Consider the following 21181-nt stretch of genomic DNA (forward strand, 5'->3'; position numbering starts at 1 on the left):
AGTCCGTGAGCGACACCGTCCTGATCCCCGGCGGCCGCGACGTGCGCGCCACCCTCGACACCGCCGCGAGCGACGGCTCTCAGTCGGAGACGGTCGTCGTCGCCTGCCCCCCGCACCCGCAGCAGCGCGGCCACCGCGGCGACGAGCGGCTGCGGGCGGTGAGCGACGCCCTGACCGACCGGGGGATCGACTGCCTCCGGTTCGACTACGGCGACTGGGACGAGGGGTACGGCGAGAGCACCGACGCCGACAACGCGGTGGGGTGGGCCGCGGAGCGCTACGATCGCGTCGGCCTGTTCGGCTTCTCGTTCGGCGGAACGATCGCGCTCGTCACGGCCGCGTCCCGCCCCGGCCTCGCCGGGGTCTGCGCGCTCGCGCCGACCGCGCGGCTGAACCCCGACGCGGACGCGCTCGCGGCCCTCGACGACCTCGTCGAGCTCGGCGTGGCGACGCGGATCCTGTACGCGACCCGCGACTCGACGGCCGACTGGGAGCCCGTCGTGGCGAGGGCGGAGGAGCTCGGGATCGAGACGCGGGCGTTCGAGTCCGACCACTTCTTCGTGGGGCGGGCGGGAGACGTGGGAGAGGCGGTGGCAGCGTTTCTCGGACCGCGGCTGTGGGACGGGTTATAAGTGGTCCGGCGGTTCCGGTGAACTCCCCGGCGGATGGCTGTCCGTGTTGTCCTCGGTACGGGCAGAGTGACGACCGATTACGGGAGTGAGTCTCGCAAATCGGTGGGGACGATACGGTATTTAAATAGCTGTGAGCGACAGGGACAATCGCTTATAAAGGACGCCGCGGTGGCGTGCGCCTCCGAGCGGGCCGAAGGTCCGCGAGGAGACCGCACGAGGGAGTCGGCGGCGACCAACGGGAGCCGCCGACGAGGCTGGGGAGGCGTGAGGCTGCGGTTGCTGTGCGGGGTGGGGGCTCAAAGGGGCAGGCGTGAGGCGCCCAGAGACGATGTAAGCACCGCAGGAACGAGTGGAACGAGTGACGAGGAGCGCAGCGAGTGTCTGGGCGCCTCACGCCTGGGGCTTTGGAGGTCCTCGCCGCCGATCTCCAGTTAACCATTTATAAGTGATCGGCTGGGGCTTTACAGGTCTTCACCGCAGAGCCGTCGACCACGTATAAACAGCCGACAGCAACACCAAAATCAGACTTATAAACAACCGAACAGCCAATTTGCGAGACTCACTCCCGCAATCGATCAAAACGTCGTTCCGCGACCGGGTGTTTCGGACGAGATCTCGACGACAGCGTTTACGACAGAACCGATCAGTTGTACCCTCGCCACCGGTGCCCGCACTCTTTGCACTTGAAGAATCGCGTCGGGGGCTCGTCGGCGGCGCCGGTTTGTTTGATCGTGTACCACGCCTCGCCGTGGCCGCACTCGTCGCAGACGATGTCGTCGGCGGTCGGCTTCCCTTCGAAGTTCGCGCCCTCCTCGGTCTCGATCACCTCGTCGCCGGTCTGCTCGGTCGTCGACTCGAACGCGGCCGCGAGCCCCTCGTCGCGCTCGGCGGTGCCGCCGCAGTCGTCGTTCTGACACACCATCTCCCCGTCGCGAGAGACCATCATCGAGCCGCAGTCGTCACAGAACTGCATATACGTGGCCGGTAGGGCGTCGAGCCGTTTAGCTCCCGTGACTGCGGGCGGCGGGGGTGCTCGCCGGCCGCGCGCCGCGAGTGCCCCCGGTTCCGCCTCCGGAACGCCCTTGCGTTCGCCCCGATCAGTGGTGGGTGAACATGAACCACCGAACGCTCGGGAACGTCGGCGCGGTCAGCGAGGTCGGCTACGGCTCGTGGCAGATCGGGAGCGACTGGGGCGACGTGAGCGAGGCCGAGGCCGTCGAAGCCGTCGAGACCGCCCGCGACGCCGGGATCGACTTCTTCGACACCGCGGACGTGTACGGCGACGGGCGCTCCGAGCAGATCCTCGGCGACGTGCTCGAAGACGACATCGCGAGCGGCGACGTGACGGTGGCGACGAAGGCCGGCCGCCGGCTCGACCCCCACGTCGCCGACGGCTACGACGAGGCGAACCTCCGCCGGTTCGTGAACCGGTCGCGGGAGAACCTCGGAATGGAGACGCTGGACCTGGTCCAGCTCCACTGCCCGCCGACGGACGTCTACTACCGCCCGGAGACGTTCGACGCGCTCGACGACCTCGCCGACGAGGGGAAGATTGCGAGCTACGGCGTCAGCGTCGAGCGCGTCGAGGAGGGGCTCAAGGCGATCGCGTACCCCGGCGTCGAGACGGTCCAGATCATCTTCAACCCCTTCCGCCAGCGTCCGGCCGAGCTGTTCTTAGAGGAGGCCGCCGCGCGCGACGTGGGCGTGATCTGCCGGGTGCCGCTCGCCTCCGGCCTGCTCACCGGGGCGCTCTCGCGGGACGCCGAGTTCCCCGAGGACGACCACCGCAACTACAACCGCGAGGGCGACGCCTTCGACGTGGGCGAGACGTTCGCCGGCGTCCCCTTCGAGACCGGCCTCGACGCGGTCGACGCGCTGGAAGATCGGATCCCCGACGACCGGGCCTTACCGGAGTTCGCGCTGCGCTGGATCCTCGACCACGACGCCGTCTCGACGGTCATTCCGGGCTCGACGACGCCGGCGCACATCGAGTCGAACGCGGCCGCGAGCGAGGCCGCCCCGCTGTCCGACGCCGAGCGCGAGGCCGCGAACGCGGTGTACGACGAGTACGTCCGCGAACACGTGCACCACCGCTGGTAGCCGGCTCGACCGGTTCGACTCGACCGCCGAGAGAACGAGGCGCTTTTCTCCCGAGCCGGGTCACGTCGAGGTGACTCGTGAACGACGGATCCGGAGCCGGCGGCGACGCGGCGGGCGATTCCGCCAGCGGCGCCGATACCGCAAGCGACGCCGACACCACGAGCGACGCCGACGACGCCGTTCCCGACGACGAGCGCGAGGCGCTCATGACGATCGCGGGCGGGGCGGTGATCACCGCCGGCGGCGTCTCCGGCCAGCGCGCGCTCACGGCCGCGACGGAGTTCGTCCTCGCGAGGGGGCTCGGTCCGGCCGCCTACGGCGTGTACGCGCTGGCGTGGCGGATCGCACAACTGCTCTCTCGACTCGTTACGTTCGGGAGCGTCCCGGCGCTCCAGCGGTACCTCCCGGAGTACGCGGACGACCCCGACAGGCAGGGGGTCGTCGCCGGGCTCGCGTACGCCACGACGCTCGGGTTCGGCGCCGCCATCGCCGCCGGGATCTGGCTCGCCGCGCCGCGGATCGACGCGCTCACCGTCGAGGACCCCGCGTTCCCGGCGACGATGCGCGCGTTCGGGTTCCTCGTCGGGCTGCTGGGCGTCGTGATGGTCGCGTCGGCGATCTTCCGCGCGGTCGGCTCCGCCCGCGGCGAGATCGCCTTCAACAAGCTCCTGCGCCCGGGCGTCCGGCTCGTCGGGGCGCTCACGGCGCTCGCGCTCGGCTACTCCGTCGTCGGCGTCGCCGGCGGTATCGTCGTCGCCACCGCGCTGCTCGCGGCGGTCGCCGCGCCCCTCTCGGCGCGGGTGACCGGAGTCGTCCCGTCGCTTCGGGGGGTACGCGGAGAGGCGCGGCGGTTCTACGACCACGCGGCGCCGGTCGCGATGAGCAGCCTCGGGAAGGTGTTCCAGAACCGCGTCGACGTGCTGCTCGTCGGGGCGCTGCTGACCGCGACCGCGGCGGGGGTGTACAACGTCGTCCTCGTGTTGATCGCGATCGCGTGGATCCCGCTGCTCTCGTTCAACCAGCTGCTGCCGCCGGTCGCCTCGGAGCTGTACGCGGACGACCGGACCGAGACGCTCAACGCGGTGTACGGCTCCGTGACCCGCCAGATCGTCACGAGCGTGATCCCGATCTTGGCCGTGCTCGTCGTGTACGGCCGGGAGCTGCTCGGGCTGTTCGGGGAGCCCTACGTCGCCGGGTACGTCCCCCTCGTCGTCTACCTCGGCGGGGTGTTCGTCGGCAGCGCGGTTGGCGCGACCGGCTGGCTCCTGATGATGACCGACCACCAGTACGCCCGGATGGCGCTCGACTGGCTGCTCGCCGTCCTCAACGTCGCCCTGACGTACGCGTTCGTGGTCCGGTACGGGCTCGTCGGCGCCGCGCTCGGCACCTCGCTGGCGATCGCGGTCCAGAACGGGATCCAGGTCGTCCTGCTGCGTCGCTTCGAGGGACTGTGGCCGTTCGACCGGACCTACCTCACCCCGCTCGCGGCCGGCGGCGTGACCCTCCTCGCGATGCGAGCGATCCGGGCGGTCGTTCCCGGGCGGGCCGCGATCGTCGTCGGGGCCGCGGGCGGGCTGGCGGTCTACGCGGGCGCGCTCCGCGTCCTCGGCGTCGATCCCCGCGACCGGCTCGTGGCCCGGGAGCTGGCGAGGCGGTACCGCGCGGCGCTCGCGGAGCGGCTCGGTCGGTAGGTCACACACCGCCGGTCCGGCTCGCAACGGCGACACTTTATCAGGACCGACGCGTAGTGGAGGTATGGAAACGATCGACCGCGGGTCCGCGGGCTCGGCCCGCGTCGCGATCGTCGGCGGGATCCACGGCGACGAACCCGCCGGCGAGCGGATCGTCAGGCGGCTCGCCGACGAGCTCGACGCGGAGGGAGAAGGCTCCGGCGACGGGCTCGTCCGCCTGATCGTCGCCAACGAGCCGGCGCTGGCGGCGGGGACCCGGTACACGGACGCCGATCTGAATCGCGCGTTCCCGGGCGACGCCGACAGCGACGAGTACGAGCGGGCGCTCGCGCCGCGGCTCGCGGCCGAACTGGACGGGATGGACGCGGTGCTGGCGCTCCACACCTCACACAGCGCGCCCCCGCCCTTCGCGATCCACAGCGGCCTCACGCCGTCAGTCCGCCGGACCGTGACGGCGATGCCCGTCGACTACGTCGTCGACGCGAGCGGGCTCCGCGGGACGACGCTGGACTCGACGATCCCGCACACCGTCTCGATCGAGGTCGGCCGACAGGGCAGCGAGGAAGCCGTCGAATTCGGCTACGAGGCGTGCCTGGCGTTCCTCCGGGCCCACGGCGCGATCGACGACGAGCCGCCGACGTTCACGGAGACGACGGTCGTCGCGGGCGACGAGGAGGTGCCGAAGGGCGGCGGCGAGCCGACGGTCCACTTCGCCAACTTCGAGGAGATACCCGTCGGGGAGGTGTTCGCCGAGGACGACGTGTACACCCACCGCGTCGAGGAGTCGGGCGTGGTCCCGATACTTGCGAGCGAGCACGGATACGAGGAGATATTCGGGATCTACGGGCGCGTGGCAGGGACGCTGGAGCCGCCGGGCGCTGTGGACGACGCGGCGGGAAGCGAGAGCCGCGGAGAAGCGGACGGAACGGTCGAGGAAGCGGACGGAACGGTCGAAGAAGCGGAGACGGAGTAGCCCGCGTTCACTTCGCGGTCGGCGTCACGTCGCCGACCGCGTCCATCACCTGCATCGCGGCGCTGGCGGCCAGCCCACGCGCGACCTCGTCGGTGTCGGCGTCGGCGATGCCGGCCTCGAGCTCGTCGGGGTCGGGCGTGAATCCGGCCGAGACGGGGTGACCGGCGGGCGGGTTGACGGCGACGGTCGCCTGCGGCCCGTTCGCGCCGACCGACAGCTCGGAGCCGACGGCGTAGCTGTCCGGGAGATACGATTCGGTTCGGGAGACGATTCCGGCGACCGCGCGCCGGAGCCGCCGTTTCTGGTCCGGAGAGAGGTCGACGGCCGCGGGCTCGCCCGCGTTCGTCACACCCGGTGCCCCGGCGTACGGGTTGTTGCCGTTCATCGAAGACACGCTGGATACGCGGAGCCGACTCAAAAAGGCGTCGGCGGGAGCGATCCGACGGGGGGTTCGCTCGGAGCTTACAGGATCGGCTCGGACTCGCCGTACGCCGCGATGACGACCGCGGTCGTGAAGCGGTCGGGCTCCGCGGCCGCCGTCTCGACGCGGAGCTCGCGGTCCGGCAGGTCCCAGTCGCGGAGGTCGCCGCCCGCGTCGAGCCCCGCCTCGATCCGCTCGCGCACGTCGTCCGGGTCCTCGCCGGTCACCTCGTAGAAGAGCCCGGGGCCCGGACCGGTGGCCCAGCCGAGCCCGGCCGCCACGTCGGGGTGGCGGCGCGGCGCGCGCTTCGACTCTGCGTCTTCCGCGCCGGCGCGGCCGCCCTCGCGGAAGTCGACCGCGTCGCCCGGGCCGACCGTCCGCCGCGCCTCGACGACCGTGAGCCGGTTGCCGGCGGGGCCGAGGTCGGGGGCCTCGTCGACCGACTCGACGGTCGCCTCGGCGGGGACGACCGAGGAGACGGCGACGAGGTTGTAGTTGTGGAGGTTCGCGTCCGCGAGCGCGGCGTCGTAGGAGGCCATCGCCGTGTCGGCGACGCCGACGCCGCCGGCGACGTGGATGGTGTTCATCGACGGGAGGTCGGCGACCCGGGAGGTAAGGGGTTACGAAGCGGTCGTCGTCGACGACGAACCCTTATAAATGATAATGCGGTGGCGCGCGCCTCCGAGCGGTCGCCCTCGGCGACCGCGAGGAGCGCGTGCGAGGGACGCGGTGAGCGCTCGGAGAGCGCGAACCGCGAGGCTGGGGAGGCGTGAGGCTGCGGTCGCGGTGCGGGTGGGAGTGGGACTCAAAGGGGCAGCCGCGAGGCGGGCGCAGGCGACGTAAGCACCGCAACGAGGGAGCAACGCGACCGAGTAAGGAGCGCAGCGAGCGTGCGCCCGCCTCGCGGCTGGGGCTTTGGACGTGTTCACTGTCGATCCGTAGACGACCGCTTATAAGCGAGCGACTGAGGCTTTGGAGGCCATCATCGTCGATCCGCGGTCAAAAATCCCAGAACACTCAAACCCGACCCGCAATCGATACCGTCAGTACTGGTAGTTGATGACCTGCTCTTCGGTCTGCTCGGCGTCCTGCAGCTTCTCGCGGGCCGCCTCGAAGTCCGCCTGCGTCACTTCGGTGCGGCCGTCGCGGATCGCGAACATCCCGGCCTCCGTGGCCAGCGAGGCGATGTCGGCGCCGCTGTACCCGTCGAGCTCGCGGGCGACCGCGCCCACGTCGGTCCCCTCGGCGACGTTCATGTCGCGGGTGTGGATCTCCAGGATGCGCTCGCGGCCCTCGGGGCCGGGCTCGGGCACCTCGATGAGGCGGTCGAAGCGGCCCGGACGGAGGATGGCCTCGTCGAGCATGTCGAAGCGGTTGGTGGCGGCCATGATCCGGACCTCGCCGCGGTCGTCGAAGCCGTCCATCTCGGAGAGCAGCTGCATCATCGTGCGCTGGACCTCGGCGTCGCCCGAGGTCTTCGAGTCCGTCCGCTTGGCGGCGACCGCGTCGATCTCGTCGATGAAGATGACGGCGGGCTCGCGCTCGGCGGCGAGCTCGAACAGGTCCCGGACGAGCCGGGCGCCCTCGCCGATGAACTTCCGGACGAGCTCGGAGCCGGCCATCTTGATGAAGGTGGCGTCCGACTCGTTGGCGACCGCCTTCGCGAGCATCGTCTTCCCGGTGCCCGGCGGGCCGTGGAGGAGGACGCCGCTCGGGGGCTCGACGCCGACCTTCTCGAACTGCTCGGGGTCCTCGAGCGGGTCCTCGACGGCCTCGCGGACCTCGCGGATCTGGTCGTCGATGCCGCCGATGTCGTCGTAGGTCACGTCCGGCGACTCGGTGACCTCCATCGCCTGCGCCCGCGAGTCGGTCTCGTCGTCGAGCACCTGCTGGACCGCGAAGGAGTCGTTGATCGCGACGCGGTCGCCCGGACGGAGGTCGGACTCCAGCGTCGTTGACGCCTGCGTCAGCACCTCCTGGTTGTTACCGTGCTGCTTGATGACGACGCCGTCCTCCGTGATCTCCTCGACGGAGGCGATGTACAGCGAGGAGGTCTTCAGCACCTCGTTCTCGCGTTTCAGCTCGTCGACGTCCGCCTTCAGCTCGCCTCGCCGGTCCTGCGCGTCGTCGAGGCGGTCCTCGAGCTCGTCGTTGACCTGCAGTATCCGCCGGTAATGCTGGCGGATCGCCTCGAGCCGTTCCGTCTCGCTCATCTCCGGATCGAGCTCCAGACGGGGACGGTCGGGCAGTGAGGGGCTATGAGACATTGGTTGTCCCCGGTTACGAAGCGCGCGTAAATGTGCCTTTGGGTCACGGCGGTCTCCCGGTCCTATCGGAACCCCGGTTCTCACCGGGCGATCGGAACCGATCTCGGCGGCCGAACGCGAACGGCTCGCCGGCTGAGCGCCAAAATATCGCTTCTGATATCTATGGGTCAACGTTTTAACCGGTCACTCGAGTAGCTCGCGTCATGAGCGCACGAACAGCGGTCGACCGCGCCGGCTCGGAGGCCTCGGCGGACGACCAGCAGACCGCCGTCCTCCGATCATGAGCGGCGGCGAGACGAGACCCACGGTCCTCGCGGTGGACGACGAGCCCGACCTCGCCGAGCTGTACCGCGTGTACCTCGACGCGGCCTACGAGGTGCGGATCGCCACCGGCGGCGAGGAGGCCCTCTCGATGATGGACGACTCGGTCGACGTGGTCCTCTTGGACCGGCGGATGCCCGACATGTCGGGTCACGAGGTGTTAGAGGCGATCCGCGGGGATGGGTACGACGCGCGGATCGCGATGCTGACCGCAGTCGAGCCCGACGTGGACATCGTCGAGATGCCGTTCGACGACTACAAGACGAAGCCCGTCACGAAGGAGGACCTGCTCTCGCTCGTGGAGGTGCTGCTCCACCGCGCGGAGTTCGACGAGCACAGCCAGGAGTTCTTCGCGCTGGCGTCGAAGAAGGCCGCGCTGGAGGCCGCCGGCGAGACGGGAACCGACGAGTACGAGGACCTTCTCGACCAGATGGAGGCGGTCCGAGACCGCGTCGACGACACCCTCGATCACCTCTCCGCCCGCGACGCGTTCGTCGAGGTCCCCGGCAACGTCCCGTAGTCGCTGTTCCGGCAACGTCCCGTAGTCCCCGCCCCGGAAACACCCTGATTCCGGTTTTCTACTCGATCTCCAGCTCGCCGCTCTCGTCGCCCCCCTCGCTCTCCTCGTCCCACTCCAGCTCGAACTCGACGCTGAGCTCGCCCGGCCCGTCGGCCGGTCCCTCGCGCTCGGCTTTCACCTCGAACGCCGGTCGCGCCGGCGGGTCCATCGTCAGCGACTCCTGACCCTGCTTCAGCGTGATCGCGTTGCCGGACTCCAGCGAGTCCGCGACGGTCCGGAGGTACGCGGCGATCTCGGCGCGGGTCCGACGGCTCTCCGACTCGAAGAGGACTTCCTCGGGCATGCGTGGGAGTAGGCGCCGTCGCGACATAAACACGACGCGGGTCTCGATCGGCACCGCCCCCGACCGACACCGCCCCCGACCGTTTTGTAGGGTCCCGCCGAAGGCGAAACCGTGCCTGTCCCCGACTGGCTCCGGACCGCGTTCGCCGTCGTCGTGTACTGGACGGCGATCGCGGTCGGCGGATCCGTGCTGCTCGCCGACCCCACGAGCCCGCTCGCCGCGGTCCCGGTCCTCGGCGGCGGTGCGGTCGCCGCGCACGCCGCGCGGACCGATCGCCTCGTCGAGCTGGGCTACGCCGTCGGCACGATGTGGCTCGCCGTCCTCGCCCTCTCGGTCGGGGCCGGCGTCGTCGACTTCGCGGCCGCCCCCGACGGCGAGATCGCGCCGCTGGCCGATCTCCCGGGCGTCGCCGCCGCGGGGACCGTCGGGCTGTTCGCGGTGCTCGTCGGCGCGTACGCCGCGTTCGCCCGCCGGAGCGCGAGGCGCGACGCGTCCGAGCGCGACTGAACGACCCGAACAACGACCGGTCGGCCCGAACGACGACCGCCCTCAGAACCCGTCCTCGAACACGAACGTCCCAGTTGCACCTTTTTCCCGGCCTCGCTCCGCTCGGCCGGCAAAAATCTGCACCAAAAAACCGCGCGTCCGAGGACGACTGAACGACCCGAACAACGACCGGTCGGCCCGAACGACGACCGCCCTCAGAACCCGTCCTCGAACACGAACGTCCCGTTCCGCTGGACGACCTCGCCGTCGACCTCGATGACGGAGTCCTCGCTCATGTCGACGATCATGTCGACGTGCTCCGCGGACTCGTTGACCTCGTTGCCCTCGCCCACCGTCTCCGGGTACGCGGAGCCGACCGCCATGTGGACCGTGTCGCCCATCTTCTCGTCGAACAGCATGTTGTAGGTGAACCGGTCGATCTGGCGGTTCATCCCGATGCCGAGCTCGCCGAGCCGGCGGGAGCCCGCGTCGGTGTCGAGGATGCCGGAGAGCAGGTCCTCGTTGCGCTCGGCCGAGTGCGAGACGACCTCGCCGTCCTCGAAGCGCAGGCGGACCCCGTCGATCTCGCGGCCGTAGCGGTACAGCGGGAGATCGAAGTGGACCTCGCCGTCGACGCCGTCGCGGGCGGGCGCGGTGAACACCTCGCCGCCGGGGAGGTTCGCCTCGCCGTAGTCGTTGAGCGTGGAGTTCCCGGACACGTCGAGCGTGAGGTCGGTCTCGTCGCCGGACTTAATCGTGACCTCGTCGGCGTCATCGAGGATCTCGACCATCTCGGCCTGGAACTCGCGCTGTTCGTCCCAGTCGAGCGAGACCGCGTCCCAGACGAAGTTCTCGTACGCCTCGGTGCTCATCCCGGCGAGCTGGGCGTGGCTCGCGGTCGGGTACTGCGTGAGACACCACGTCTTCGAGAGCCGCGTCCGCTTGACCTCCTCCATCGCGCGGTTGTAGGCGGCGTTGGTCTCCGGATCGATGTCCGCGTCCTCGGTGGCGTTCGCGCCGCCGCGGGCGATGATGAACACGTCGGCTTCCTCGTAGAGGGCGCGCCGGTGGCTCGGCTCGGAAAAGTCGTCGGCGGAGCGCTTGAAGGCGCGCTGGGCGCGCTTCGAGTAGTTGAGGTAGACGGGGTTGGCGCCGCGGTCCCCGCACACCTCGTGGAGGGCGACCGCGAGGTCCTCGGCCTCCTTCGGCAGCTGGATGACCACGTCGTCGCCCGACTGCATATCGGTCGAGTGGTCGGCGATGATCTCGGCGTGTTCGCGAACGCGTGCGTCCATACACGGCGTTTCGCGGCCGGGGAATTACGGCTTTTCCTTCGCAACGCGTTTGCCGTCGGCAGCCCTACTCGCGCCCATGTCCCGGCTCGCGTTCCGCGCGGCCGCGGCCCTCGTCGGCGTCGCGCTGCTCGCGGCCTACCTGACCGCGGCGCTGTTCGTCGCCGACGCGCTGCGGTTCCTCTGGGCCGTCCGCCCCGACCTCCCGGTCCTCCTCGCGCTGCTCGCCGCCGTCGCGGTCGGCTCGGCGTCCCTCAGCTACCGGATCGGGACCGCACAGGTCCTCGCGAGCCTCGAGGGGGACCGCGTGCCCAGGGAGCGCGCGCCCGACCTCCACCGCCGGGTCGACGCGCTCGCGGCGCGGATGGAGGTCGACCGGCCGACGCTGTACGTCACCGACGCCCGGACGCCGAACGCGTTCGCGGTCGGCGGCTCGGGGCGGTCCGGCGGCGGAAAGGCCGGGGGGATGGTGGTCGACCGATCGCTGTTCCGGCTCCTCACGGCCCGCGAGCTGGAGGCGATCGTCGCCCACGAGCTGGCGCACCTGGAGGGCAACGACGGGTTCGCGGTCGCGATGGCCGACGGGGTCGGGCGGACCGTCGTGGGGATCGCCACGGTGATCGCGCTGCCGGCGCTGCTGGCGCTGTCCGGACTCGCGACCGCCTCGGCGTGGATCCGCGGTCGACCGGGCGACCGGTCGGGCCCCTTCGCGCGGCTCCACCGCGCGCTGTCGGAGGCGCTGTTCGCCGGGTTCGTGCTCGCGACGCTCCTCACGCGCTCCCGCTCGCGCAGGCAGGAGTTCGCGGCCGACGACCGCGCCGCCGAGGTGACCGGCGACCCGATCGCGCTGGCGCGGGCCCTCCGGCGGATCGAGCGCGCGACCGATCCGACGTGGCCGTTCGCGCCCCGCTCCACGCACGGGCGGACCGAGGACCCGGCCGAGCGCTGGCTGTCGACGCACCCGTCGACCGACGAGCGCGTCGAGCGCCTGCGGCGCCGGGCCGAATCGCAGGGGCCGACGCGACGGATCCCCGCTGGGCCGTCAGGGCGAACCACCGGACGCGGGCGGTCGCCCCGGTGAGAGCGAGGGGGTCGACCCATCGATCTGAATGTCGTGCGGTGGCGCGTGCCTGCGAGGCCGCCCTGCGGCCGAGCAGCACGCGCGAGGGAGTCGGCCGGCGCTTATAAGCGCCGGCCGACGAGGCTGGGGAGGCGTGAGGTGCGGGTGCTGCGCGGTCGGGTGGGACTCGAAGGGGCAGTCGTGAGGCGGGCGCAGGCGACGTAAGGACCACAGCGAGGGAGCGACAGCGACCGAGCGAGGACCGCAGCGAGCGTGCGCCCGCCTCGCGGCTGGGGCTTCGGTGATGTTCACCGCCGATCCGGAGTCATCGACGTATCGCCGAGCGGCTGGGGCTTCGGTGGTGTTCACCGCCGATCCGCAGTCAACGACGTATCGCCGAGCGGCTAGGGCTTCGGTGGCGCTCCCATCTGGATCGACTTCAAAACTGGAGGCCCGGTACGAGGTCCCTTACAGCCCGTACTGCTTCCGTGCCGCGTCGCCGAGTCCGCGGTCGTCGAGCAGGTCCAGCGGCACGAGCATGTCCAACTGCACCACGCCCGGGAGCCGGCCGATCTGGACCCCGCCGGTGAAGGTGCAGCGGGCACGGATCTCGCCCTCGCTCATGTCCAGCAGGGTCCCGGCGCGGTCGAAGGCGTTCTGCGTGGCGTCGTTGACGGTGGCGCCGGAGCCGACGACCTGGATCGGGGCCATCTCGTCTTCGACGTCGACGCCGTGCTCCGCGCCGAGGTCGCGGCCGGCCTCGCGCTCGGCGTCCGAGTAGGGCTGGCTGATAAAGGGGAGGTCCTCCTCGTTCGGGAGCAGGATCGGGCCGTCGAGGTCGAGCCCCTCGATCACCTCCACGTCCATGGTGACGGTGCCGCTCACGTCGGTGGTGTGGAGCGAGAGCTCGCCGTCGCCCTGGTTCGCGTGGAGGTCGCCGACGTACACCCCGCCGCCGTCGACGGCGACGGGACAGATCAGGGTGGCGCCCGCGCGGACCTCCGGGATGTCCATGTGGCCGTCGGTGCGCTTCTCCAGGTCGGCCTCCGTCTCGACGCCGTAGTCGTGGTCGGCGCCGATGAGGCTCTGGCCGAAGTCGCCCGCGTTGTGCGAGTCGGGCATCGTCACCGGCGGCGTCGTCCCGATGTTCCCGATGAAGGGCCGGAGGCGGCCGAGCGTGCCGGGCATCCCGTCCGGCTCGTACAGCAGGATCGGGTGCTGCCGGGCGTTCTCCGGGATGTCCATCACCTCGTCGGCGTCGAGCGCGAGCTCGTGGGCGCCCTCCTTGTCGAGGGTGATCCCGACCGCGTTCTCGTGGTCGAACGCGACGGTGTAGCCGTACTCGAAGCCGAACGAGGAGGCGTTGGCGCCGCACTCCGCACACCGGATCGCGTCCTCGCCGGTGCCCTCGACGACGGAGTCGGGCCACGTCGTCCCGCACTCGGGACAGCGGTGGTCCACGAAGGGGTCGTCGCCGAACGCGCCCTCGCGCTCCGCCATCGACCCCGTGCTCGTCGCCATGCTCGTCACGGTCACGTCGCGGATGTGGATCGCGATCGCGTCGCCGACCTCCGCGCCCTCGACGCGGATCGGGCGCGTCACCTCGTGGCCGCCGCGGAACGAGGGCGTGACCATCGGCCCCCAACAGCCCGGCGGCGTGTACGTCTCGACGGTGCCGCCGTCCGCGACCGTGCCCGCCCACTCCTGATCGGGCCCGACCAGCCCGAGCGTGTACTGGTCGACGTAGAGCTCGTCGTGTACCTCTTGCTGTGACATACACATTTTGGTACGGTATGGCACAGCATAATCGTGGTGTTCGCGGCACGCGAGTCGGGGAGATCGGGGAGGTGGCAAGCCGGGTGGCAATGGGCCGGAGATTGCGAAGCGAGGTGAGCCGGCCTCGGGATCGCGGACCGCCTCGGGGAGTCTGCTGGTTTTTATACCGCGAACACAGTCGATCGGGTATGCAGACGCACGTCGTGCCCGTCGGGTTCGACTACGACCGGATGATCGCCCCCCTCATCCGGGACCAGTTCGACGTCGACCGCGTGATCCTCCTCGAAGGCACGGTCGGCAGCGAGGCCAACGTCGAGTACTCGCGCAACATCGCCCGGAAGCTCGAACAGGACTTCCGGAACCTGCTCGGCGCGGAGACGGTCCGCGAGAAGCTGACGGACGTGTACGACTACGACGCCGCCTTCGAGCGCGCCTACGACCTCATCAACGCGGAGCTGGACAGAGAGGAAGGCGTCGACGAGGGCGACGAGCGCGAGGTCTGGGTGAACCTCTGTTCGATGCCCCGCCCCGTCTCCTTCGCGTTCGCGACCGCGGCCCACTCGATCATGGTCGAGCGGCAGGACGACCGCGACCGCATCCACACCTACTACACCGCCCCGGAGAAGTACTTAGAGACCGAGCTCGCCGAGGAGCTGCGCGCGACCCGCGACCTCCTGGGCGACCTCGACGCCGCCGACCTCGACCCGGAGGCGCTCGCGGACGCGGGCGTCGACCCCGACCGCGTCGCCGACCGGCTCGCGAGCACCACCGACCTCCTCGCGGAGTTCGACGAGCGCGGCACCACCATCGGCGCGAAGCGCATCGGCGACAGCCACGTGATCGAGCTCCCGGTCGCCTCCTTCCAGAACGTCAAGCCGTTCGAGGAGCTCGTCTTGTTCACCCTCGGCGAGCACGGCGAGTTCGAGTCCGTCTCCGAGCTGGCCGAGACGCTCGCCGACGACCTCAACGAGGAGTACACCGACTCGTTCCGCTCGAAGGTGATCTACAACGTCGACCGCCTCGGCCCCGGCGGCAAGGGGTACATCGAACGCGAGGAGCGCGGGAAGTCCTACCGGACCACCCTCTCGCGGATCGGCCAGCTGTGGGTCCGAGCGCACGCCGACGAGGACCGGGACTTGGCGTAGGACGTGTTGGATCTGGGGGCCTCCGTCGGTTTTTTTTTATAAGCGGTTGCTGGCGGCGGATCGACGGCGAAGGCCTCCAAAGCCCCAGGCGCGAGGACTCGCGCGGCTCGCTGCGCGCTTCAGTCGCTCGCGTTGCTCGCTCCTTCCAGTGCTTGCATCGCCGTGCGTCGTCCTCGCGGCTGCCCCTTTGAGTCCCACCCGACCGCAGACCGCAGCCTCACGCCTCCCCAGCCTCGTCAGTCGCCGTCGCTTCGCTCCGGCGACTGACTCCCTCGCGCGTGCTCCTCGGCCGCGGGGCGGCCTCGAAGGCACGCGCCGCCGCGGCTGTTCTATCAGTGCCACGACCGTCCCGTTTTTATCCGTGGGATGGAGAGACGTACCCGATGACTCCGGCGCGGGATCCCGACGCGACAGACCGCGACGCCACCGACCTCGACGACGACTTCGGCTTCGCCGAGCCGTCGACCGACCAGTCGTTCGAGAACGCGCTGGCGAAGGCCCGCGACGGCGACCGCCTCTCAGTCGACGACGCGACCGAACTGCTCGCCACCGGCACGGACACCGAGGGGATCGACCCGGTCCGCAAGGAGGCGGTTCTCGAGCTCGCCGACCGGCGACGCCGCGAGGAGGTCGGCGACGAGGTGACCTTCGTCGCCAACCTCAACAACAACGTCACGACCGCCTGCAACACGGGCTGTCTGTTCTGTAACTTCAAGGACTCCGCGCACGCCTTCGAGGCCGACAGCGACGCCGACCACGCGGGGTTCACGAAGACGCCCGCCGAGTCCCGCGAGATCGTCGAGGACGCCCTCGACATGGGCGTCTACGAGGTGTGTTCCGTCTCGGGGCTCCACCCGGCCTTGGCGCTGAACGAGGAGCATCACGAGATCCTTCGGTCCTACGACGATCCGGAGAGCGAAGTGAACTACAAGCCGCCGTCGGCGTACGCCACGGACCCGGGCACCTACGTCGACCAGATCGAGGCGATGTCGGTCGGCGGGATCCACGTCCACTCGATGACGCCCGAGGAGGCGTACCACGCCGCCCGCGGCACCGACTGGGACTACGAGACCGTCTACCGCGAGCTCGCCGCGGCCGGCCTCGACTCCGCGCCCGGCACCGCCGCGGAGATCCTCGTCGACGAGGTCCGCGACGTGATCTGCCCCGGGAAGATCCGCACCGACGACTGGGTCGCGGCGATGGAGGGCGCGATGGCAGCCGGCCTCGACACCACCTCCACGATGATGTACGGCCACGTCGAGACGGTCGCCCACCGGGCGGAGCACCTCGGCGTGATCCGCGACCTGCAGGACCGCACCGGCGGAATCACGGAGTTCGTTCCCCTTTCGTTCATCCACCAGAACACGCCCCTCTACCGCCACGGCGTCGTCGACTCCGGGCCCTCGCGCGACGAGGACGAGCTCGTGGTGGCGGTCGCGCGCCTCTTCTTGGACAACGTCGATCACGTGCAGGCCTCGTGGGTGAAGTCGGGCGACGCGCACGGCCTGAAGCTGCTCAACTGCGGCGCCGACGACTTCATGGGCACCATCCTCTCGGAGGAGATCACCAAGCGCGCCGGCGGCGACTACGGCGAGTTCCGATCGTTCGACGACTACGTCGACATGATCGCGGCGATCGGTCGCACCCCGGTCGAGCGCTCGACCGACTACCGGACCCGGCGCCGGATCGACCCCGACGACGGCCCCCACGGCCCCCGGCTCGGCCCCCGCGCCGACGGCACGCCGATGCTCCCGGACTCGTCGTCCGGCGCGGACCCCGACGGCGAGTCGGCGAGCGCCGACGACTGAGCCGACCGAGCGGGCGAGCCCGCCGAGGCGTCCTCCGAGGGCGACCGCTCCCAACGAGCGAGAAGCGCCGTAATACTCTTAATATTGGTATGCGTTAACACACGCAGGATGCCCGCGTCAGACGCACCGACCGCCGGCTCGGAGAGGGGCCCGCCGCCCGAGGAGGGCGACGGCGACGGAGATCCGGACCGCCCGAGAGTGTCGCTCACCCGCACCGACGAGCGGGTGCTGGCGTACCTCGACGACGTCGGGACCGACTACCCGGCGTTCGTCGCGAGCAACACGGGGCTGTACGTCGACCACGTCGAGTCGCGGCTGGAGGCGCTCGCCGCGGCGGGGCTCGTCGAGCGAGTGACGGACGAAGAGGTGTTCCGGGTCACCGACGCCGGGCGCGACGCGCTCCGCGAGGACTGCGCCGCCTGGTCCGACTGACGCGCGCCGCCTGGTCCGACTGACGGGGGTCGATCGGCTTTTCGGGTCCTACCGGCCCAGATCCGCGTGCGCCGAGGAGAGGTGTCTGGAGCCGAGCGCCGCCAGAAGCGACAGCTCGCCCGCAAGCGCGCCCACCGCGATCGCCTCCGCGAGCGCGTCGCCGTTGCTCCCGGCGGGGTCGCCGCCGCCGCGGACGCCGAGGATGTCCAGCCCGGCGGCCTGCGTCGGGAGCTTCGTCCCGCCGCCGACGGTGCCGACTTCGAGGCTCGCGAGCGACACGGAGCAGTACAGGTCTCCGTCGGGCGTCGCCTCCGCGGTCGTGATCGCGTTCGCCCCCTCGACGACCTGCGCCTCGTCCTGCCCGGTTGCGAGGAACATCGCGGCGACCGCGTTGGCGACGTGGGCGTTGAAGCCGAGCCCGCCCGCCTTCGCGGAGCCGACGAGGTTCTTCCGGGTGTTGATCTCGGCGATCGCCTCCGGCGTCGTGTGAAGCCGTTCTTCGACGACCTCGCGGGGGATCTCCACGTCGGCGCTCACGGAGCGCCCGCGCCCCTCGACCGCGTTGATCGCGGCCGGCTTCTTGTCCGAACAGAGGTTTCCGGAGAGCGCGACGAGCGAGGCGTCGGTCGCGTCCTCGATGGCGTCGCAGGCCTCGCGGGTCGCGATGGTGACCATGTTCATCCCCATCGCGTCCTTCGTGTCGTAGCGGAACCGGAGGTAGACGTTGTTGCCGACGACGTACGGCGTCACCTCGAGGAGTTCGCCGTGGCTCGTCGTCGACTCGGCGGCCTCCCGCAGCGTCTCCTCGTTGTCGCGGACCCACGAGACGAGCGCCTCCGCCTCGGCCACGTCGGCGACGCGGAAGACGGGCGCGCGGGTCATCCCGCTCTTCGTCACCCGCGCGGTCGCCCCGCCGGCGTCGTTGACGACCGAGCAGCCGCGGTTGATGGAGGCGACGAGGGCGCCCTCGGTGGTCGCCATCGGGAGGTACCGCTCGCCCGAGAGCGCGCCGCCGTCGACCGCGACGGGCCCGGCGACGCCCATCGGCACCTGCACGGCGCCGACCATGTTCTCGATGTTCGACCCGTGGGCGTCGGCCGCGTCGAAGGCGTACTCGCCGAGGGCGTCGACGTCGGCGTCGGCGGTCTCGGCGACGAGGCGACGGCGGGCCGCCGCGGCGGTGTCGGCGTCGGCGTGCTCTTCGAGCTCGTGGAAGCGGATCTCGCCGTCGCGGACGCGCGCCGCGAGCGACGCGGGAGTGGCGTCGGCCATGCCCGCGTCTCCTCGCGGCGCGTGCTAATGGCTATCGGTTCCGGCGGCGCTGGAGGGGCGCGGGGCAGGACCGTCCGCCGCCGACCTACCGCCCGACGAACCCCGAGAGCCGCTCGCGGAGCGACTCGCCGCCGAGCTTGAGGTAGTAGGCGTCGCCGCCGTCCTCGTAGTAGTCGTCGATCCGGCGGACGACCTCGAAGCCGAGGTGCTCGTAGAAGCCGAGCGCCCCGGTGTTGGTCGTGCGGGCGTGGCAGGTCACCGACCGGTGCTCCGCGGCCACGTCGGCGATGAGGCGCTCGGCGTGGCCGCGTCCCCGGTGTTCGGGGTGGACGGCCAGAAAGAGGACGTAGCCGTCGCGTCGCACGGAGGCGAACGCGACGATCTCGTCGTTCTCGACGAGCAGATGCGTCGTGGAGCGGCGGTAGGCGTCGACGAAGAACCCCCGTCGCTGTCGGAGGACGCCCTCCTCGGATCGGATCCGCTCTTTGAGCTCCCACGCCTCCGTGGCGTGGTCGGCCTCGCCGGGCGGTTCCGTCCGCTTTTCCACGTTGACGCTCACTGCAGGAGACTAACACGCCAACGCAATATAACTCCACCGCCAGCGGGGAGGGTTGCGGTCGAGGCGTTTCGACGGCACCCCGGCCGCGCCCGACGACGGAAGCGTTTTGGTGGGCTCGGTCGTGGCTCCGGTAATGGCCGGCGAGTCGCCACCGGACCGCGGACGCCTCAGACGAGCGCTTCTGACCGGCGTCGCCGTCATCGTCCCCTCCGTCATCACCCTCGCGGTGCTCGGGGTGGTGTTCAACGCGATCTACGACTACTTGGACGCGTTCTCGTCGGCGATCGTGCCGGTGTTGCCGCCGGGAACGCTCCCGGTCGGCCGCGAGATCGCCATCGAGGTCGCCACGCCGGTCGTGTTCGTCGGGTCGATCCTCCTCATCGGGATCGTCGTCGAGTCGACGCGGTACGGTCAGCGCGCGGTCGACTACGCGGACTACGCGATAGAGCAGATCCCGGGCGTCGGATCCGTGTACGAGGGGTTCCGACAGATGAGCGACGCCATGCTGGAGTCGGACGGCGGGAACTTCCGCGAGGTTGTCCTCGTCGAGTTTCCGACCGAGGGGAGCTACACGCTCGCGTTCGTCACGAGCGACACGCCGGAGACGATCGCCGCCCCGGCCGAGAGCGGAAAGATGCGGACGCTGTTCATGCCGATGGCCCCGAACCCGGTGATGGGCGGGCACGTCCTGTTCGTCCCCGAGCGCCGGATCGTCGAGGTCGATCTGACCGTCGAGGAGGGGATCCGGGCGCTGGTGACGAGCGGCGTCGCCCTCGAACGCGCCGCGGCGGAGGCCGACGGCGTGTCGCCGGAACAGGTCCGCGACAGGGGCCACGGCAAACGGATCGGCTCGCATCACTCCTCGATGTCGGACGCGGCGAAGCGTCCGGACGACGACGGGGACGGGCGAGGCAGCGAGCGGATCGCGCCCGACGACCGGGGTGACGACCGATGAGCTACGCCCTCCGCGAGCACACGGCCGACGTGGCGGTCGAGGCGACCGCGCCGACACTCGGAGGGCTGTTCGAGGCCGTCGCCGACGGGCTCACCGCCGCGAGCTGCGAGACGGTTCCCGACGCCGGAGACCGATTCGAACTCGCCGTGAGCGCCGAGAGCCGCGAGGCGCTGCTGTTCGACTTCCTCGATCAGCTGATCTACGAACGCGACGTACGGCTCGTGTTGCCCGCAGACCACGAGTGCGCGATCGTCGCCCCCGACGAGTCCGGATCGGGAAGAGCAGAAGCGACGTGGACCGTCGAGGCGACGGCCCGCGGCGTCCCGCTCGACGCCGTCGCCGCCCGCGAGATCAAGGCGGTCACGTACTCCGAGATGCGTCTCGAACGGCGGGACGAGGAGTGGTACGCGTACGTCGTTTTCGACGTGTGACGTACTCAGGCGCCGGAAAACCGCGATCCGCGTGAAAACCGTTATCCTTGCAGAGATCCTTGTTAGCGTATGCCACAACCAGGTGAGCGCGTCGCGGATTCGGACGCCGAATCGGGGACGGAGGAGGCGGCGGAACGCCGACCGGACGCGGCGGCTGAGGGGGCCGCCGAGGGGGTCGGTCGGCGCTGGCGCGCGGGCGTCGCGGGCGGGGTCGTCGCCGGCGCGGTCATGGGGATAGTGTTACACGGCGCCTTGGACCTCATGCCGACGATCGGCGCCCTGATCGGCGCGGAGACGGTCGCCGCCGGCTGGGCGGTCCACCTGTTCAACAGCGCGGCGTTCGGGGGGTTGTTCGTCGCCGTCTTCGACCGCGGGTTCTTCGACGACCTGCGCGCGGACGTCGGGGGGTGCCTCTCGCTCGGCGTCGTCCACTCGGCGCTGCTCGGCGTGATCACCGGCGGGCTGCTGTTGCCGACGGCGCTCGCGCTCGAGGGCGCCACCGCGCTGCCGGTGCCGACGCTACCCGTGCCCGGGCTCACGGCGAGCTTCGAGTTCGGCGCGGTCATCGCGGTCGCGCACCTGCTGTACGGGCTCGTGCTCGGACGCGTGTTCGCCGCGTTCACGCTCGTCGAGGGCGAGATCGGGTGGCTCCCGATCGACCCGGTCGACTAGCGGTCGCGGATGCGGCCCGTTCGCG

22 protein-coding genes are annotated in these 21181 nt (G+C 70.6%); 13 read left to right on the top strand and 9 right to left on the bottom strand.

All coding sequences use genetic code 11. The annotated features are described in order from the left end of the window. Positions 1-5: 5 nt before the first annotated feature. Positions 6-632 carry a CocE/NonD family hydrolase gene (locus tag CK500_RS11765; RefSeq protein WP_095637413.1) on the top strand — a complete coding sequence of 209 codons (627 nt, stop codon included), beginning with the start codon at positions 6-8 and terminating at the stop codon, positions 630-632. 643 nt (positions 633-1275) lie between these two features. On the opposite strand, the gene CK500_RS11770 is transcribed toward CK500_RS11765, so the two are convergent. Beyond that, entirely contained in the window at positions 1276-1605 is a 330-nt protein-coding gene (locus CK500_RS11770) for a transcription factor S (protein WP_095637414.1), read from the bottom strand. 140 nt (positions 1606-1745) lie between these two features. Here CK500_RS11770 and CK500_RS11775 point away from each other — a divergent pair, with 140 nt between their 5' ends. The 3 genes from CK500_RS11775 to CK500_RS11785 all read left to right on the top strand — a co-directional run bounded on the left by CK500_RS11775 (position 1746) and on the right by CK500_RS11785 (position 5396). Further along, on the top strand, positions 1746-2732 hold the full coding sequence (locus CK500_RS11775) for an aldo/keto reductase (RefSeq protein WP_095637415.1): 987 nt from the start codon (positions 1746-1748) through the stop codon (positions 2730-2732). Positions 2733-2809: 77 nt separating this feature from the next. Continuing rightward, positions 2810-4423, top strand: coding sequence for a lipopolysaccharide biosynthesis protein (locus CK500_RS11780; RefSeq protein ID WP_095637416.1), 1614 nt, complete (start codon positions 2810-2812; stop codon positions 4421-4423). 64 nt (positions 4424-4487) lie between these two features. Then, the gene (locus CK500_RS11785; protein WP_095637417.1) at positions 4488-5396 is read left to right on the top strand and encodes a M14 family metallopeptidase; all 909 of its coding nucleotides are present in this window, start codon (positions 4488-4490) and stop codon (positions 5394-5396) included. 7 nt (positions 5397-5403) lie between these two features. On the opposite strand, the gene CK500_RS11790 is transcribed toward CK500_RS11785, so the two are convergent. From CK500_RS11790 to pan2, 3 genes are all read right to left on the bottom strand, one after another. After that, positions 5404-5781, bottom strand: coding sequence for a DUF5811 family protein (locus CK500_RS11790; RefSeq protein WP_095637418.1), 378 nt, complete (start codon positions 5779-5781; stop codon positions 5404-5406). Between the two features lie 77 nt (positions 5782-5858). After that, positions 5859-6404 (bottom strand): pyruvoyl-dependent arginine decarboxylase, encoded by a 546-nt coding sequence (locus CK500_RS11795; protein WP_095637419.1) that lies wholly within the window; start codon positions 6402-6404, stop codon positions 5859-5861. A 456-nt stretch (positions 6405-6860) separates the two neighbouring features. Further along, positions 6861-8084 (bottom strand): proteasome-activating nucleotidase Pan2, encoded by a 1224-nt coding sequence (gene pan2, locus CK500_RS11800; protein ID WP_095637420.1) that lies wholly within the window; start codon positions 8082-8084, stop codon positions 6861-6863. A 280-nt stretch (positions 8085-8364) separates the two neighbouring features. Here pan2 and CK500_RS11805 point away from each other — a divergent pair, with 280 nt between their 5' ends. Beyond that, positions 8365-8925, top strand: coding sequence for a response regulator (locus CK500_RS11805; RefSeq protein ID WP_095637421.1), 561 nt, complete (start codon positions 8365-8367; stop codon positions 8923-8925). A 58-nt stretch (positions 8926-8983) separates the two neighbouring features. Here CK500_RS11805 and CK500_RS11810 read toward each other — a convergent pair whose 3' ends face one another. Beyond that, the gene (locus CK500_RS11810; RefSeq protein ID WP_095637422.1) at positions 8984-9268 is read right to left on the bottom strand and encodes an amphi-Trp domain-containing protein; all 285 of its coding nucleotides are present in this window, start codon (positions 9266-9268) and stop codon (positions 8984-8986) included. 111 nt (positions 9269-9379) lie between these two features. Here CK500_RS11810 and CK500_RS11815 point away from each other — a divergent pair, with 111 nt between their 5' ends. Further along, positions 9380-9775 carry a hypothetical protein gene (locus tag CK500_RS11815; protein WP_095637423.1) on the top strand — a complete coding sequence of 132 codons (396 nt, stop codon included), beginning with the start codon at positions 9380-9382 and terminating at the stop codon, positions 9773-9775. Between the two features lie 194 nt (positions 9776-9969). Here CK500_RS11815 and CK500_RS11820 read toward each other — a convergent pair whose 3' ends face one another. Next, positions 9970-11049, bottom strand: coding sequence for an aminopeptidase (locus tag CK500_RS11820; RefSeq protein WP_095637424.1), 1080 nt, complete (start codon positions 11047-11049; stop codon positions 9970-9972). Between the two features lie 76 nt (positions 11050-11125). Between CK500_RS11820 and CK500_RS11825 the strand changes: the two genes are divergently transcribed. Continuing rightward, positions 11126-12127: a M48 family metallopeptidase gene (locus tag CK500_RS11825; protein ID WP_095637425.1), complete on the top strand. Its 1002-nt coding sequence runs from the start codon at positions 11126-11128 to the stop codon at positions 12125-12127. 447 nt (positions 12128-12574) lie between these two features. Here CK500_RS11825 and CK500_RS11830 read toward each other — a convergent pair whose 3' ends face one another. Further along, positions 12575-13882, bottom strand: coding sequence for an acetamidase/formamidase family protein (locus CK500_RS11830; protein ID WP_095637426.1), 1308 nt, complete (start codon positions 13880-13882; stop codon positions 12575-12577). A gap of 188 nt (positions 13883-14070) precedes the next feature. Here CK500_RS11830 and CK500_RS11835 point away from each other — a divergent pair, with 188 nt between their 5' ends. From CK500_RS11835 to CK500_RS11845, 3 genes are all read left to right on the top strand, one after another. After that, positions 14071-15027, top strand: coding sequence for an HFX_2341 family transcriptional regulator (locus tag CK500_RS11835; RefSeq protein ID WP_095637427.1), 957 nt, complete (start codon positions 14071-14073; stop codon positions 15025-15027). Positions 15028-15410: 383 nt separating this feature from the next. Beyond that, complete coding sequence (cofH, locus tag CK500_RS11840; protein WP_095637428.1) at positions 15411-16835, top strand: 7,8-didemethyl-8-hydroxy-5-deazariboflavin synthase subunit CofH; 1425 nt, start codon at positions 15411-15413, stop codon at positions 16833-16835. 108 nt (positions 16836-16943) lie between these two features. Next, entirely contained in the window at positions 16944-17267 is a 324-nt protein-coding gene (locus tag CK500_RS11845) for a DUF2250 domain-containing protein (protein ID WP_095637429.1), read from the top strand. 48 nt (positions 17268-17315) lie between these two features. Here the strand turns inward: CK500_RS11845 and hmgA are convergent, their stop codons facing one another. Then, on the bottom strand, positions 17316-18539 hold the full coding sequence (hmgA, locus tag CK500_RS11850; RefSeq protein ID WP_095637430.1) for a hydroxymethylglutaryl-CoA reductase (NADPH): 1224 nt from the start codon (positions 18537-18539) through the stop codon (positions 17316-17318). Between the two features lie 85 nt (positions 18540-18624). Beyond that, entirely contained in the window at positions 18625-19098 is a 474-nt protein-coding gene (locus tag CK500_RS11855) for a GNAT family N-acetyltransferase (protein WP_095637431.1), read from the bottom strand. 133 nt (positions 19099-19231) lie between these two features. Between CK500_RS11855 and CK500_RS11860 the strand changes: the two genes are divergently transcribed. The 3 genes from CK500_RS11860 to CK500_RS11870 all read left to right on the top strand — a co-directional run bounded on the left by CK500_RS11860 (position 19232) and on the right by CK500_RS11870 (position 21156). After that, entirely contained in the window at positions 19232-20053 is an 822-nt protein-coding gene (locus CK500_RS11860; protein WP_095637432.1) for a DUF502 domain-containing protein, read from the top strand. Then, on the top strand, positions 20050-20484 hold the full coding sequence (locus CK500_RS11865) for an archease (protein WP_095637433.1): 435 nt from the start codon (positions 20050-20052) through the stop codon (positions 20482-20484). The genes CK500_RS11860 and CK500_RS11865 overlap by 4 nt, the downstream gene beginning before the upstream one ends. Before the next feature lie 69 nt (positions 20485-20553). Further along, a complete protein-coding gene (locus CK500_RS11870; protein WP_095637434.1) occupies positions 20554-21156 on the top strand; it encodes a hypothetical protein in 603 nt (200 codons plus the stop codon). The last annotated feature ends 25 nt before the right edge of the window (positions 21157-21181 follow it).

The organism is Halorubrum salipaludis (genome assembly GCF_002286985.1).
GTDB lineage: Archaea > Halobacteriota > Halobacteria > Halobacteriales > Haloferacaceae > Halorubrum > Halorubrum salipaludis.

Coding starts and splice junctions, on each gene's coding strand:
- CK500_RS11770 (WP_095637414.1), bottom strand. CDS start 1,605: ATGCAGTTCTGTGACGACTGCGGCTCGATGATGGTCTCTCGCGACGGG.
- CK500_RS11775 (WP_095637415.1), top strand. CDS start 1,746: ATGAACCACCGAACGCTCGGGAACGTCGGCGCGGTCAGCGAGGTCGGC.
- CK500_RS11785 (WP_095637417.1), top strand. CDS start 4,488: ATGGAAACGATCGACCGCGGGTCCGCGGGCTCGGCCCGCGTCGCGATC.
- CK500_RS11790 (WP_095637418.1), bottom strand. CDS start 5,781: ATGAACGGCAACAACCCGTACGCCGGGGCACCGGGTGTGACGAACGCG.
- CK500_RS11795 (WP_095637419.1), bottom strand. CDS start 6,404: ATGAACACCATCCACGTCGCCGGCGGCGTCGGCGTCGCCGACACGGCG.
- pan2 (WP_095637420.1), bottom strand. CDS start 8,084: ATGTCTCATAGCCCCTCACTGCCCGACCGTCCCCGTCTGGAGCTCGAT.
- CK500_RS11805 (WP_095637421.1), top strand. CDS start 8,365: ATGAGCGGCGGCGAGACGAGACCCACGGTCCTCGCGGTGGACGACGAG.
- CK500_RS11810 (WP_095637422.1), bottom strand. CDS start 9,268: ATGCCCGAGGAAGTCCTCTTCGAGTCGGAGAGCCGTCGGACCCGCGCC.
- CK500_RS11820 (WP_095637424.1), bottom strand. CDS start 11,049: ATGGACGCACGCGTTCGCGAACACGCCGAGATCATCGCCGACCACTCG.
- CK500_RS11825 (WP_095637425.1), top strand. CDS start 11,126: ATGTCCCGGCTCGCGTTCCGCGCGGCCGCGGCCCTCGTCGGCGTCGCG.
- CK500_RS11830 (WP_095637426.1), bottom strand. CDS start 13,882: ATGTCACAGCAAGAGGTACACGACGAGCTCTACGTCGACCAGTACACG.
- CK500_RS11835 (WP_095637427.1), top strand. CDS start 14,071: ATGCAGACGCACGTCGTGCCCGTCGGGTTCGACTACGACCGGATGATC.
- cofH (WP_095637428.1), top strand. CDS start 15,411: ATGACTCCGGCGCGGGATCCCGACGCGACAGACCGCGACGCCACCGAC.
- CK500_RS11845 (WP_095637429.1), top strand. CDS start 16,944: ATGCCCGCGTCAGACGCACCGACCGCCGGCTCGGAGAGGGGCCCGCCG.
- hmgA (WP_095637430.1), bottom strand. CDS start 18,539: ATGGCCGACGCCACTCCCGCGTCGCTCGCGGCGCGCGTCCGCGACGGC.
- CK500_RS11860 (WP_095637432.1), top strand. CDS start 19,232: ATGGCCGGCGAGTCGCCACCGGACCGCGGACGCCTCAGACGAGCGCTT.
- CK500_RS11865 (WP_095637433.1), top strand. CDS start 20,050: ATGAGCTACGCCCTCCGCGAGCACACGGCCGACGTGGCGGTCGAGGCG.
- CK500_RS11870 (WP_095637434.1), top strand. CDS start 20,554: ATGCCACAACCAGGTGAGCGCGTCGCGGATTCGGACGCCGAATCGGGG.